The sequence below is a fragment of the Acinetobacter seifertii genome (assembly GCF_016064815.1).
GTDB lineage: Bacteria > Pseudomonadota > Gammaproteobacteria > Pseudomonadales > Moraxellaceae > Acinetobacter > Acinetobacter seifertii.
This window is the reverse complement of the sequence record NZ_CP065820.1, coordinates 269,828-282,697: the sequence shown is the minus strand read 5'-3', so window position 1 is coordinate 282,697 and position 12,870 is coordinate 269,828. Positions and strand designations below refer to the sequence as shown.

The 12,870-nt window shown below is 35.5% G+C and carries 18 protein-coding genes, 1 tRNA gene and 1 pseudogene; 9 read left to right on the top strand and 11 right to left on the bottom strand.

Annotation, left to right across the window (positions count from 1 at the left end; translation table 11 throughout):
• The first annotated feature begins 90 nt into the window (after positions 1–90).
• Positions 91–180, top strand: a tRNA-Ser gene (locus I8T81_RS01330).
• 78 nt (positions 181–258) lie between these two features.
• Here the strand turns inward: I8T81_RS01330 and I8T81_RS01325 are convergent.
• The 4 genes from I8T81_RS01325 to I8T81_RS01310 all read right to left on the bottom strand — a co-directional run bounded on the left by I8T81_RS01325 (position 259) and on the right by I8T81_RS01310 (position 2,868).
• Positions 259–600: a DHCW motif cupin fold protein gene (locus I8T81_RS01325; RefSeq protein ID WP_100192327.1), complete on the bottom strand. Its 342-nt coding sequence runs from the start codon at positions 598–600 to the stop codon at positions 259–261.
• A 164-nt stretch (positions 601–764) separates the two neighbouring features.
• Positions 765–1,337: a hypothetical protein gene (locus tag I8T81_RS01320; RefSeq protein WP_191001011.1), complete on the bottom strand. Its 573-nt coding sequence runs from the start codon at positions 1,335–1,337 to the stop codon at positions 765–767.
• Positions 1,338–1,389: 52 nt separating this feature from the next.
• On the bottom strand, positions 1,390–2,169 hold the full coding sequence (locus I8T81_RS01315; RefSeq protein ID WP_198071958.1) for a hypothetical protein: 780 nt from the start codon (positions 2,167–2,169) through the stop codon (positions 1,390–1,392).
• A gap of 141 nt (positions 2,170–2,310) precedes the next feature.
• The gene (locus I8T81_RS01310) at positions 2,311–2,868 is read right to left on the bottom strand and encodes an NAD(P)H-dependent oxidoreductase (protein ID WP_198071957.1); all 558 of its coding nucleotides are present in this window, start codon (positions 2,866–2,868) and stop codon (positions 2,311–2,313) included.
• Between the two features lie 116 nt (positions 2,869–2,984).
• Here I8T81_RS01310 and I8T81_RS01305 point away from each other — a divergent pair, with 116 nt between their 5' ends.
• The 3 genes from I8T81_RS01305 (at position 2,985) to I8T81_RS01295 (ending at position 4,006) form a co-directional block, all read left to right on the top strand.
• Positions 2,985–3,320 (top strand): winged helix-turn-helix transcriptional regulator, encoded by a 336-nt coding sequence (locus I8T81_RS01305; protein ID WP_005300806.1) that lies wholly within the window; start codon positions 2,985–2,987, stop codon positions 3,318–3,320.
• A gap of 27 nt (positions 3,321–3,347) precedes the next feature.
• Positions 3,348–3,566: a DUF6500 family protein gene (locus tag I8T81_RS01300; RefSeq protein ID WP_005066974.1), complete on the top strand. Its 219-nt coding sequence runs from the start codon at positions 3,348–3,350 to the stop codon at positions 3,564–3,566.
• Between the two features lie 77 nt (positions 3,567–3,643).
• Complete coding sequence (locus tag I8T81_RS01295; RefSeq protein ID WP_198071956.1) at positions 3,644–4,006, top strand: hypothetical protein; 363 nt, start codon at positions 3,644–3,646, stop codon at positions 4,004–4,006.
• Positions 4,007–4,040: 34 nt separating this feature from the next.
• Here the strand turns inward: I8T81_RS01295 and I8T81_RS01290 are convergent, their stop codons facing one another.
• On the bottom strand, positions 4,041–4,355 hold the full coding sequence (locus tag I8T81_RS01290) for a winged helix-turn-helix transcriptional regulator (protein WP_000654309.1): 315 nt from the start codon (positions 4,353–4,355) through the stop codon (positions 4,041–4,043).
• Positions 4,356–4,466: 111 nt separating this feature from the next.
• On the opposite strand from I8T81_RS01290, the gene I8T81_RS01285 reads away from it, so the two are divergent.
• Positions 4,467–4,883 (top strand): carboxymuconolactone decarboxylase family protein, encoded by a 417-nt coding sequence (locus I8T81_RS01285; RefSeq protein ID WP_198071955.1) that lies wholly within the window; start codon positions 4,467–4,469, stop codon positions 4,881–4,883.
• Between the two features lie 101 nt (positions 4,884–4,984).
• A pseudogene (locus I8T81_RS01280) lies at positions 4,985–5,202 on the top strand (DUF6500 family protein).
• A 66-nt stretch (positions 5,203–5,268) separates the two neighbouring features.
• On the opposite strand, the gene I8T81_RS01275 reads toward I8T81_RS01280, so the two are convergent.
• The 3 genes from I8T81_RS01275 to I8T81_RS01265 are packed head-to-tail and all read right to left on the bottom strand — an operon-like array spanning position 5,269 to position 7,644.
• Positions 5,269–6,150, bottom strand: a complete 882-nt coding sequence (locus I8T81_RS01275) for a hypothetical protein (protein ID WP_198071954.1) — start codon at positions 6,148–6,150, stop codon at positions 5,269–5,271.
• Positions 6,134–7,285 carry a DUF2515 family protein gene (locus tag I8T81_RS01270; protein ID WP_087605998.1) on the bottom strand — a complete coding sequence of 384 codons (1,152 nt, stop codon included), beginning with the start codon at positions 7,283–7,285 and terminating at the stop codon, positions 6,134–6,136. The genes I8T81_RS01275 and I8T81_RS01270 overlap by 17 nt, the downstream gene beginning before the upstream one ends.
• Positions 7,282–7,644, bottom strand: a complete 363-nt coding sequence (locus tag I8T81_RS01265) for a hypothetical protein (RefSeq protein WP_002052154.1) — start codon at positions 7,642–7,644, stop codon at positions 7,282–7,284. Before I8T81_RS01265 ends, I8T81_RS01270 begins: the two co-directional genes overlap by 4 nt.
• A gap of 80 nt (positions 7,645–7,724) precedes the next feature.
• On the opposite strand from I8T81_RS01265, the gene I8T81_RS01260 reads away from it, so the two are divergent.
• Positions 7,725–8,375, top strand: a complete 651-nt coding sequence (locus I8T81_RS01260) for an Ntn hydrolase family protein (RefSeq protein ID WP_087606000.1) — start codon at positions 7,725–7,727, stop codon at positions 8,373–8,375.
• A gap of 56 nt (positions 8,376–8,431) precedes the next feature.
• Here I8T81_RS01260 and I8T81_RS01255 read toward each other — a convergent pair whose 3' ends face one another.
• On the bottom strand, positions 8,432–8,983 hold the full coding sequence (locus tag I8T81_RS01255) for a TetR/AcrR family transcriptional regulator (protein ID WP_198071953.1): 552 nt from the start codon (positions 8,981–8,983) through the stop codon (positions 8,432–8,434).
• A 1,131-nt stretch (positions 8,984–10,114) separates the two neighbouring features.
• Between I8T81_RS01255 and I8T81_RS01250 the strand changes: the two genes are divergently transcribed.
• Positions 10,115–11,017 (top strand): helix-turn-helix domain-containing protein, encoded by a 903-nt coding sequence (locus tag I8T81_RS01250; RefSeq protein WP_039246036.1) that lies wholly within the window; start codon positions 10,115–10,117, stop codon positions 11,015–11,017.
• Between the two features lie 112 nt (positions 11,018–11,129).
• Positions 11,130–12,131, top strand: a complete 1,002-nt coding sequence (locus I8T81_RS01245; RefSeq protein WP_198071952.1) for an aldo/keto reductase — start codon at positions 11,130–11,132, stop codon at positions 12,129–12,131.
• A gap of 46 nt (positions 12,132–12,177) precedes the next feature.
• Here I8T81_RS01245 and I8T81_RS01240 read toward each other — a convergent pair whose 3' ends face one another.
• Together I8T81_RS01240 and I8T81_RS01235 are read right to left on the bottom strand one after the other, a co-directional pair.
• Complete coding sequence (locus I8T81_RS01240) at positions 12,178–12,573, bottom strand: hypothetical protein (RefSeq protein ID WP_019458474.1); 396 nt, start codon at positions 12,571–12,573, stop codon at positions 12,178–12,180.
• A gap of 77 nt (positions 12,574–12,650) precedes the next feature.
• Positions 12,651–12,848 carry a hypothetical protein gene (locus tag I8T81_RS01235; RefSeq protein WP_019458475.1) on the bottom strand — a complete coding sequence of 66 codons (198 nt, stop codon included), beginning with the start codon at positions 12,846–12,848 and terminating at the stop codon, positions 12,651–12,653.
• Between the last annotated feature and the right edge of the window lie 22 nt (positions 12,849–12,870).

The following is a 12,870-nucleotide window of genomic DNA, read 5'->3' as shown; positions in this document are numbered from 1 at the left end:
CGCAATCTTATCACCTCTATTATTTTTTTTCTGTAATGCTCGTCTTAAATCTTGGCAGAACCTGATTTTTTAGTTACTATCGCACGCCTTGGTGAGGTGTCCGAGTGGCTTAAGGAGCACGCCTGGAAAGTGTGTATACGTTTGCGCGTATCGAGGGTTCGAATCCCTCTCTCACCGCCAGAATTCAAAAAAAGACCTAATCGTTTTGATTTAGGTCTTTTTTATTGCGCTTTTTTAATAAATCTAAATAAAGACAATCTAATCAACGATAAGTAACTTCGCACCATTTAAGCTAAAAGACTGATGTGGCTCTGAATTATCTCCGACTTGATAACTCATGCCTGACGTTAAAGTAAATGTTCGCCCGTCTTTCAATCTACTTTCTAGCTCACCTTCTAGGCAAAATAAAATGTGCCCTTTTTCACACCAATGGTCTGCCAAATAGTTTGCAGAGTACTCGACAAGCCTCACTCTAATTTTATTTCCTTCTTCACCAAAAAATTGGGTTTTCCAATAAGCTTTTCCTGTTTCACCGCTATATTCAGTGACTTCAATTTTTTCCCAGTTTGTAATTTGAAATGGAAAAGGCGCGATATTCATAGTTTTTCCAGAGACGTATTATTGTATTTTCAACTTATAGACAAAATTGGTTTTTGCAAACGATTTATCAAAAATCAGAAAGATGGGATAAATATTTTTTGTTTTTTTAGAGACCTAAATCAAAGTAATTTAGGTCTTTTTTATTTTTAATAAAAATTAAAAGATTAGTTATTACCTAGATGCTTAGAAACATCTTTAGCGACTTGTACAGCAATATCATCCCACGCTTTATCTAATAAAGCTGTTTGTGAAGTACCACCAATTTTTGGATCCTTTAACTTAGAGTTAAATGTATTCGTCCATTTCTGACCTTTATATTCAAATGTAGCAACTAAAGTTACATTTGCCACATCAATTGCAGGAGTAATATTGAACATACCAGCTGAGTATTCAAAGCCAGATTTAGCATTTTCAACCGTAATCGTTAATGGGCTTCCATTTGGTGATAGTTTTGCTATCTGAGCAATCGCTTCTTCTATACGACTCGATAGAGCTACGCCTGTAGGAATACGTGTTCTAGAAGCACTCCCTACAAAACCATCTGCCCCTTGTATATCAATACGTTGAGGGAAAGTATCTGGATTCCATTTAATATGCACAGTATCTTGCACTTTTGGCAGAGCTGATAATTCTGAAACAGATGTATAGTTTAGACGGTTATTAAAAGGTAAATTGATCGCGCACCCTGTTAATGTAGTTACTAATACTAATGCACTTAAACTGAGTAGTTTTTTCATATTTTGAATCTCATGAGTTTTAAAAAATAAAAATTGGTTATCTCGAATTAACTTAATCCAAATCGAACACTTCTAATGACTCTACATAAGGCAAAATAAGATATTCATGATGAGATAAATGCTGTTCTAGCTGGTGGTGCGTTATTTGATTGAATTGATAAAAGTTGCTCAACTCATTAAGCAATTGAGGCGTTTTATTTGCATCAAATTTTGGTGTTTTCATAAAGAATAATAAGCTTGCCCCTAAACCCACATACTCTAAGCCATAGTTCTGATCTAAATGCTCAATCAAGCTAAAAGATTCAAAAGGGTTCAAATCACAACTAAAATATCCATTGAGGCAGGCTGCAAATTTTTGAGTTTCAGTTGGACTATTGACTAACTTTACTTGAATAACGGCATCTAAAATTTTGTCGGGTTCAGCATTAATCTGTAGCAGAGTTGCTTGATCTTCATCGCTATAGCTAAGTTTTTCAGGCAAGTTATTAAAGTCTATATAATTTTCTGGCTTTAATAATTGTTCAATATGATATTGAAGCTCTAAAGGTCGAGTATTTTCCCAACTTGCTGCACTGTCATCTTCAACGAATTCTGTAGTATCAAAATAAAGCCCATCTCCCATTGAAGCATGCATGGAGGTGTATTCACATTGCCCAATATCTTCTAAAAGTAATAATACTTTTTTAGGTAAATGCTTCTGCTTAATTTCAGAATATAAGTTAGCAACATCGTTCCATGAGTTTATTTCACTGATTGTTGCGTAGCATATTAATTCATGAGCATCGTCAGTTATAAGGGAATTTTCTTTTTCTTTAATATCAAGAATAGTCATAAATTTTTAAATTTAATCTATATTTAGCGGACATTTATATCATAAATAAATTTTATATTTAACTTAAAGTCTTAATGTAATTTTTTAAAAATCTTCTATATAAGAAGCCTAAACTCTCAAGTTTAGGCCTCCTCTTAAAACTTACTCAGACAACGCTAATAACTTCTGAACATACTGAACCGCATTATCCGCTATGTCTTGTTGAGTCGGAACATCGTCATCTTCTGATGGATTTGTATCTATACCATAGAATGCATGAAGTGGTTGATAGTCCGCTCCAACATATAAAGCAGTGAGCTGAAAAGAACTAAAAACTTGGTCCAACGTAAGTTTATATTCACCCTGCTCTGAATAAATATGTTCTTGGCCACCCGCAGACACAGCCAGCATAAATTTCTTATTTTTAACTTTGTCACCTGTTGAACCGTAAGCCCATCCATATGTTAAAACTTCATCAAGCCATTGTTTCAAAAGTGGTGGACAGTTAAACCAATACACTGGAAATTGAAATACTAAATTTTCATGTTCTTCTACCAGTGCTTGCTCTTTGGCAACATCAATCACCCCATCTGGGTAGGCTTGATAAATTTGGTGAACCGTAAATTGGTCTGGATGTTTTTCTAATTCTTCTATCCATCTTTTATTTACAACAGACTGGTCTATGTGGGGATGAGTAACAATGACTAATGTTTTTTTCATTATGAAAACACTCTTATCGGAAAGTAGATAAATCGATTATAGAAGTGTGCTTTCCTAAATATAAGTACGGTAATTTATGTTATATACTATACCAAAAGATAGTGTAGATTTTAAAAATGACTGAGTGCATTCCTTCATATACACCATTAGAAGATACGGGTTTTGGCTATACCCTTTCTTTGATTAATGGCAAATATAAAATGATTATCATGTATTGGCTGTATGAAAAAAATGTCATGCGTTTTAATGAGATGCAACGCTGCATTGGCAATATTTCATTTAGAACACTCAGCAATACACTTAAAGAATTGGAAAGAGATGGACTGATTACACGCAAGGAATATCCTCAAATTCCGCCAAAGGTTGAGTATCGACTTTCAGAAAAAGGGCAATCTCTAATTCCTTTATTAGATATGATGTGCCAATGGGGCGAGCAAAATAAGCCGTCTTAGTTTTATAGACTTAAAGTGATACTAATTATGAGAAATGAATTAAGAGAAATTTTTATTAAGGGATGCGACGATAAAATTGAAAAGAAGGGAGACAATGTCGGTCTATCTTTTTATGCTTTTTTTAAAAATAAGAATGATAACCCTGAGCTATTGATGGAAGCAGCGCATTGGTGGATTATGGAGCATAAGCTAGATCACTTTGAGAAAGCTGTGAAGATTAAACAATTGGTTTTAAGTGAGCAGTAAAAGTTAGAGTGAAAGACTATCCAGAAGGAGGATAGTCTGTGATTTTTATACTAAAAATAAATTGTGAAAGGATATAAATGTTTATAGATGTTTTATCTAGTTTTCTTGAAAAATTAGCCTCAAAAGAAGAATTGGATGAATGGTATTTATCTACTTTCATTGATGAGAATGTTTATTCGCTATTACCAGCAGAAGCTTTTGAATTTTCTTCACATGTTATAAAACTTATTAAAAATGACGCTCAGCCAGACTATACCTATGAATTACTAACAATTTTATTAGCACTCCAACATCAGTCTGGCACAACTCAGGTGCCTGAAATTCTAAAAAATAGTCCTAATTTTTTTGATGAAATTATTAAAAAGAATCCTGAAATATATATTCTAAATTTAGCTCATGAGTTGGCTCAAAATTATCGAATCATGAGTTCCCCACCTTAAAATAATCAAACAAATCCTCTTACGCCAAACAAAACTATCTCGACTTAAGCCATCCGCCTATTTCTTTTAATACATCAACTAGCTTTTCTAATTTTCGGCCTTCTTCAGTTAAAGAATATTCAACCTTAACAGGAACTTGTGCATAGACTTCTCTTAAAATAAAGCCTTCTTCTTCTAAAAAACGTAGCTCTAAAGTCAGCATTCTCTGAGAGATATTAGGGATAGCTCTGCGTAACTCATTAAAACGCATGGTTCTTTCTAATAAAAAAGAAATAATGAGCATACGCCAACGGCCGCCTAACACAGTCATGGCTTCTTCGACTGTACAGCCTGAAATGTTATCTTTCATAGATGATTACTAAGTATAATAAATATACCTACATAACAAAAAAATGCCTAATTTACAACCTATACCTAATTATAAATAATGCTTCTATCTAACCAATCGCGGATATTTACTGTGGAATATAAAGAAATTTCAAAGAAAACCATCGGTCATTTATATTCAGCTCATTCATCTATTAGATCTTCAGATTTAGACCCAAACCTGATTGCTTTAGCCGAGTTGCATGTATCTCAAATCAATGGTTGTGCGTATTGCTGTGCTTTTCATTCCAAAGAGTTACGAGATTTTGGTATAGCTCAAGAAGTTATCGACCAAATACCAGGCTATAAACATTCAAAAGCCTTTTCTGAACAACAGAAAGTCGTTTTAGAGTTTGCGTCCGCAATTACCTCTTTAGATGACCCTAAACAAATTGAGGTGACTCGAAAAAGTTTGGCTCAGCATTTTAGTGAAAAAGAGATTGTAGATTTGACAGCGAGTATTTCTTTAATGGGGGCATTAAACAGACTTCGAATTACTTTAGGCGATTAAGCCCCATGAAATATATGCTTGAGCACTCAACTTTTTAAGTTTAAAAAAGGCCTAAAGCTAGGCCTTTCCCCCTCAAACCCTTTTTAAAAAATACTCAAGCTATGAGAAATGAATTAAGAGAAATTTTTATTAAGGGATTCGACGATAAAATTGAAAAGAAAGGAGATAATGTCGGTCTATCTTTTTATGCTTTTTTAAAAATAAGAATGATAACCCTGAGTTACTGATGGAAGCAGCGCATTGGTGGATTATGGAGCATAAGCTAGATCACTTAGAGAAGGCGGTTAAAATTAAACAGTTGGTTTTAAGTGAGCATTAAAAGTCAAAGCCAGTTAAAAAGGCTTAAATTTAAATAACTTAAGCCTTTTTATTATTTCAAAAAAATTTACTTAACATATGACCAAACATCTGGATCTGTATATTCTTCATCGATATGATAGCCCTCAGCCTTGGCTTTTCTCTCTTCCTTTTCCCGATATTTTTTATTTTCACTTAATCTCTTTTTAAATGCTTGCTCGAATTCACTAGTTGTCATTTTATCAGAGTCAGGAATTGAGTCTCTTTCATTGTAACGAACACTCTGAAAGCTAAATCTAAGCATATATTGCTCTTCATTCCGCTCATTTTTAGCTGTTCTTTTTAAACTTATATCTAAAATAACTCCACTAGCATATAGACGATATCCTAATGATTTTGTAGGAATATTATTTATTATATTTTTCCATTCTTCAAAACTAAAAATATAGCTTGGATCAATAACATCACGACTTTTCGATAGATGCTTAATATTATCTTCTTTAGCTATACGCGGAGCATCTGTAAAGAAATAGTTTTTCCAGCCAGCCTGATTAATACGTTTCATTAAAGCTACATAGCTTTGATAAGCTTGCTCTGGAGTCGCAAATTCTTCTTTTGTGAGACCCGCATCGATATCTAAAACTTGAATCCCTTCATTTTTGTCATATTGAGTTCCTAATACTGAAAAAACATGTTCAATTAATAAACTGTTAGGCCCATTCTCTATAGTTAATTTTCCTAAGTTAGGAGGAGAAAATTGAAGTTCTCTAAAGCTAACGCCAGCTGGATGATTATCGACATTTCCATCACTATACTTTGAAAAATCTTGAATACCTTGTTCACCCATATGCAAAGTGTAGGTCTGCTGATTCATAGTCAAATTCTCATTATGTTCTGATGTTGGCTGACAAGCGGAAAGTAATAATCCAAAAAAAAAGATTAGGAAATATTGTTTAAATTTTGCCATCATTACTATCTTTCCCTACTTTAAACTCTGCTTTGCTATCTCCCCATCCTGAAATAACTCCTAATTCTTTTTCTAAGAAGTCTCTTCCTTTATCACTCTGCATTAATCGATGGTACTTAGAAGCTGCAACTTTAATCCATTTCATACGACTATCATAAACTTCAACCTGAGTACCCTCTAATGGTTCGCTATAAACCGTTTCAGGTAGTTGGGATAGAACACCTGCATGACGTCCTTTATACTGTCCTTGTTTATTGGGTTTAACTGCATCGACTCCATAATCACTAGTTAAAACAAGAGTACTATCTGGTAGACCTGTAATACGTTGCAAAGAAGCCTGTTTTTGGACTTTCCATTCCTTCCATACAAGCTCTTGTAAAATATTATATTGTTCCTGAACCGCAATCGCCATTAGATGGTCAAAAAGATTTTTAGAAGCCGTTTTAAAATTATCGTTTCGAGTCTTCCCTGCTCGCTTAAAAGTATTTTCAATATCAGGTAAATACCCAAAGCCTTCTTCTATCTGATCAGTCCATCCTAATTGTTTAATAGCTGATAAGGCGTTGGACCAAGGCAAATTTTCAACTTCTTTTTTAATATGTTTAAAACCAGATACATTTCTGGCTTTCATACAACTTTTAAAAGAGGCTGATGAAGCACTCCATGCATAATGCCATGGTGCAATATCCATAAATAACCATAAATTGCCCTTAGCAAAAGAATGTACAGGATCTCGAATCATAGAACTAATAACAGGGGCTGTTAAAACGCCGCCTACAGCACCAGAAATTACAGGTGCCCACTTATATCCCCATGCGGTCAACCCATGTTTAAAAATAGCAGCTACGGTTTTAGACGCAAATGCCCCAAGCCCCATCCAATAGTAACGACCTATAAATAATTTAGTTCCTGAAATTTCTTGTTCTAAATAAATTCGGGCATAGACAGAAGCAATACGCCTTGCTCTAGCCTCATAACCAGGTTCAAGTTTGTAATGATTCGCACTTTTAAGATTAGAAACTCTTTTTATAGCTTCTTGTTGATAAATTTCCCAAAAAGTTAAACAATCACATTTAACGGTTTTACAGCTATTTTCCGTAGTATTGGTATTACTGTCCCAATCAAGACTTCCACTCATTTAGCATCACCATCATTATCAGCAGAATCAGCCTCGAAACTTATCCAATTTAAATCCAACTTCAAATTTTCTTGCTTAGAAGAATGAATACGCTTAGACCTCCCTTTGTCATCTGCTTGAGAGATATACTCGTGCTCATCGGTAGAAATTTTATAGTCTACTTTTTTCATAGGCTCGCCAGAGGGTAATAGCATTTGAAACTTCTCGTTATAAGCCTCATAAGCAGGTAATCCTTGAATATTTACTCCGACTTCAGCCCCACCTTTAAATAGATGTTGCCCAGCTTTTACTTCAAACTTTGCTGGAGTAATTAATGTAATACCATTTTTATTAATAATAATCTGAGAACCGCCAGCCATATACAAAACCTTATCTGGTAAAATTTTATTTGTCTTCCTAAAATAGATTCCATGAAGATTAACTTAAAACACTTAATATTATGACCTTTATTCTTGCTATTCAACTTGAGGATAGTATTGTGATTGCAGCAGATACTCGCAGCACTATACCGCATCAGAATAATGGCTCATATTTATATCAAGATGGTATTCAAAAGCTTTTCCCATGGGAAAACGGTATTATTACAGGAACTGGTGAATTAAACCTTATCCAAAATGTTATATATTCTTTCAATAAAGTTAATAAAAATAGTATTGATGAACTGCCAAAATTATTGAAAGCATCCAAACTAAGACGTGAACAAGAAATCACACACTCACAGTTAGAAATCACAAAATTACTATATTCAACTTATAGTAAAAATGGGGCACAACTTTATTCGATTCAACCTAATAAACTAGAAGAATATGAAGTAATTAGATGCGAGAAAAATGAAATTTTACTATGGACATTTAATCCTAATATTCACCCTATCATTAATGCATTAACAGAACTATATACCAGCTTAAAACCATTAAATGTATTTAATAATATCACTGACTGTATCTACTACTATTTAGACCAAATATCTCCTATCTTTCATAAACAGGCACAATATGATTCTATGATGAGTAAAGAATTTAACTTCTTTTTTCAAACCAAAGATGAATATTTTTTTGGAGAATATTCAAATAATTACTCTCATACATAGAGTAATAAAATAAATAATTTTTAAAAGCAGACCCAACTCCCGTCGGGCCTTCCCCATCAAACCCGCTCTAAAAAATACTCAAGCAAAGCATCTCTTTCCCTTTCTTCATCTGAACTTAACAGCCCCAGAATTGTGCCATCAATCATAAATACAAATATCTCCGCTTCTGCATAGGAAACTGTTTTTTTGGTTTCCATGAGCAAGCAGAAAATTTCATTTTTAAGCCACCGCCTATATCTGAGTGCGGTTTGGTAGGCATTTGGATAAAGCTTTTTAATTTCAAAAATCGCCTTAAACAACAGGTAATACGCGCTTTTTAAGTCAGCATGTAAAAGGTAAATTTGCTTGAGTTGATCGGACAAATCTGCATTTTGGTAAAACTCACTCACCACACTCACTTTTTCTTGTAACTGCTCTTTTTGCGTGACCAAACATCTTTCAATAAATCTTTCTTTAGAGTGAAAGTAGTTGTAAAAGGTGCCTTTATTCATTTGAGATTCGGCAATAATTTGGTCTACCCCGACCTTATTAAAGCCATATTGTTTAAATAAATCTGTTGCTGTATCAATCACGTGTAATGCTTTACGTGAAGCGTCTAAATTTTTCATGTGTACCGTTTAAAATAATTTTTTGTTGTAAATAAATGAGATAGAAATGCCGTCACTCTTAAATTGAGCGCTAAATACAGGCATGTAAAAGCCGCACAAAAATGGTGTGCTCGCCTATCTCGGGTTTTATTGTTGCTATGATTTTTTAGTCGTAATGACCTATGGCTTAAAACCTAGAGTCGATTAAACCGTTTTAAAGACCAGTGCGATATAGAATCAAAGATTTTGGCAAAGGTTGCCAATGAGAGAGATAAAATAGTACGCATAATGGCGGACTCCTTTTGATTTAGAAGGGTCTTACCAATTACTGTCAAATAATGGTGGCAAGACTAGAAGGGTTGACAGACTGGTACAAAAGGAAACCAGCGCACGCAAGCGTGCCCCTCCTAGCCTCACCATAAAGGCGTGACTTAAGAGAACGCACAAAACGAAATAATACGTTGTTGTGCGCCTTTTGTTCCAGCTCTGTCAAAAGCTCACTGGCAATGTAGGCCAGCACGCAAAGGATAATCCGCACGTTTTTGAGTGTCAATCTAAGGTTGAATAGAAATTAGTTAAATAATTATTGTTGTTTATTCAATTAGATATTTAAGCTAAAAAGATCTTCAACTTAAATTTAACGATGTAATGATAATAAGAAATAATGGTGGCAGAACGAAAAGAGGTTAGCAGACTGGGCATACAGAACCAGCACACCTGAAGGTGTCCTCTTATCACTCTACCGTAGAATGGTGATAGAACGAAAAGGGGTTAGCAGGTGGGACACAAAGGAAAACCCAATACACCCGAAGGTGTCACCCTTTTCGCTCTACCGTAAAATGATGGCAAAACGAAAAAGGATTAGCAGACTGGGTACAGCACCAGCACACTCGAAAGTGTCCCCTTTTCGTTCTACCGCAAAATCGTTTGCAAACAAAGAATAGTTATCAAGTTTTTAAGTGTCAATGCTCATATATTATTAATTTATAAAATATTTTTATTTCCACCAGATCATTTTCCTATTGTTAATTTATCATTCATTTTCAAAACGGTTTAAATGAACAGATTGATCGCGCTATAAATAAAAGCTACAGTAAATAAAGTTTGAATTTTATAACTTTAAATAAATTGATAACGCACGCAGGCAAAGACATGGAAACCATACATGATTTTTATCGCCGCTTTTCTTTAACCAGAGATAGCGATTACTCGGTTCCATCGACCTCGTTTGGACATTTCAACGTGTTCCAACGCGATGCCTGCTCGTTCCTCACGCCTTATAGCCGCCGCGATTATTATAAAATTTCACTGGTTTTAGGCACAGGTGAACTTCACTATGCTAACCGCTGGATACGAGTCGACCGCCCTGCTTTACTATTTTCCAACCCAATGGTGCCCTATGCTTGGGAAATTAATTCGCCTGAACAGGCAGGCTGGTTTTGCCTATTTACCGAAGAGTTTGTAAACCAAGAATCAAGACAAAGCTTTTTAAAAGACTCACCGCTATTTAAAGTCGACGGCGACCCGCTGTATTTTTTAAACGACCAACAGGTTGAAGAAATTTCATTTATTTTCAAAAAGATGATGAATGACATAAATTCAGACTATATTCATAAATACAACGTTTTAAGAAACTATTTGCACCTACTTGTGCACGAAGCCATGAAAATGCAACCGACCCAACAGTTTGAAAAACATAGTAATGCTGCTGTTCGGATCTGCCATTTATTCTTTGAGTTATTAGAGCGCCAGTTCCCCATCGACTCGCCACATTTTCAGCTTAAACTCAAAACTGCAAATGACTATGCCTATGGCCTGTCGGTACATGTAAACCATTTAAACCGCGCTGTAAAAGAAGCTACAGGTAAAACCACCTCTGAGCATATTAGCTCGCGCATTACGCAAGAAGCCAAAGCATTGCTACAACATACCAGTTGGAATATTTCCGAAATTGCCTATAGCTTAGGCTTTGAATATTCAGCGTATTTCACCAACTTCTTTAAGAAAAATACCGGATTTTCACCTAAAAAGTTCCGCGAAGACTGTGTAGCCTAAAAACAGATTGTTTGAATTTTATAATTATTGGTTTGAATGTTATATGTCAGTTTGAGCCAAAGCATTTTATAGTTTTTCTACTCAAGTGATTTTGCAAAAAAGAGTGTGAAAAATGAAATATAGAACTTTAGGACAAACAGGCGAAAAAGTATCAGCACTTGGTTTAGGTTGCATGGGAATGAGCTTTGCCTATGGTGCCTCAGACGACACACAAAGCATTGCAACCCTAGAAAAGGCATTAGACCTCGGCATTAACTTTTGGGACACCGCCGACATGTACGGCAACGGCGCAAACGAAGTTTTGCTCTCAAAAGTTTTAGAAAAAAACCGCGACAAAGTGTTCTTGGCGACCAAATTTGGCTTCCGTTATAAAGAAGACAACCTTAACCCACAAAACTCTTTAGAGTCTTATATCGACGGTTCTCCAGAGTGGATTAAAGTTGCGGTCGAAAATAGCTTAAAACGCTTAAATACAGACGTAATTGATTTGTATTATGCGCATCGCATTGATCCAACCATTCCAGTTGAAGACACCATTGGTGCAATGGCTGACTTGGTGCAACAAGGTAAAGTTCGTTATCTAGGACTTAGTGAAGCGTCGGCGGAAACTATTCGTAAAGCGCATGCAATTCACCCAATTGCAGCAGTTCAACACGAATATTCATTGCTTACTCGTGAGCTGGAAGATACGCACTTTCAAACCATTCGCGAGTTAGGTATTAGCCTTGTGCCATATTCTCCGCTATCACGTGGTTTAATCACCAATACGCTTGATGTGGGTAGCCTAGATGAAAACGATTTCCGTCGTCAGTTACCACGCTATCAGGGCGATAACTGGAAAAATAACCAAAGCTTGGCGCAAGCATTTAGTGACTTTGCCCAAAGCAAAAATGCGACAGCGGCTCAACTGGCTTTGGCTTGGATTTTGGCGCAAGGTGACGACATTATTCCAATTCCGGGTACACGTAAAATCGAACGCCTTGTAGAAAATGCGGGTGCTGTAGACCTTCATTTAACAGCGGCAGATTTGGCAGAAATTCAAGCGATTATCGCGAGATACCCAAACATGGGCGCACGTTATAACGCTCAGCAACTTGCTGCGGTCAACCACTAATATACAAGCCATAAAAAAGTCCGACTCAGTGTCGGACTTTTTTAGTTTAGTCTTTGCTATATGTGCCTTGTTGGCGTCCACCGTCCCAGATCGCGTCTAAAGATTTATCTGAAATCGTTAGGCTTTCAGGGAAAATACTTAAACCCTTTTTAAATTTAGCTTCTGGCTTTAAACCAATACAGTCACCGTTTTTCCACCATGAGCCTTCGGCATATTGGTCTAATGCACCCACAGCAAGCATCCATTTAAACTTGCCGTCTGGCTGAAGTAAAAGTTCCGAACCGACTTCCATCACGCCATGTAAATAATAGTGCCCACTCCACGCTTCATCGGCTTTTTGAAATTTCACTTCTTTACATGTTGTATTTGCTACATCTGCATAAACCTGAGCAGACAAAATAACCGTCGAAAGAAGTAGTAAACGTACAAATATATTTTTCATTATTTAGTTCCTAAAAAATTAATCTTATGATTTTTCGCTACTCATATTTTTGAATTTATTCCAGTTTGTACATGCAGCTATCCCATATATGAATAGAGCAAACCAGCTATACCAATACATAATAGAATGATAAAGGTTATATTTTCTGTCTCAGACTTATTTTTACGCTTTTTACCGTATAGCCCAACAATTACTGCAATTATAATTACTAAGAGACTGACGAGCATTACAATGCCCATCATAATTCCATGGCCAATATTTGCCGAACTTAACATTCAAGTTTCCTTTTAAATCTTA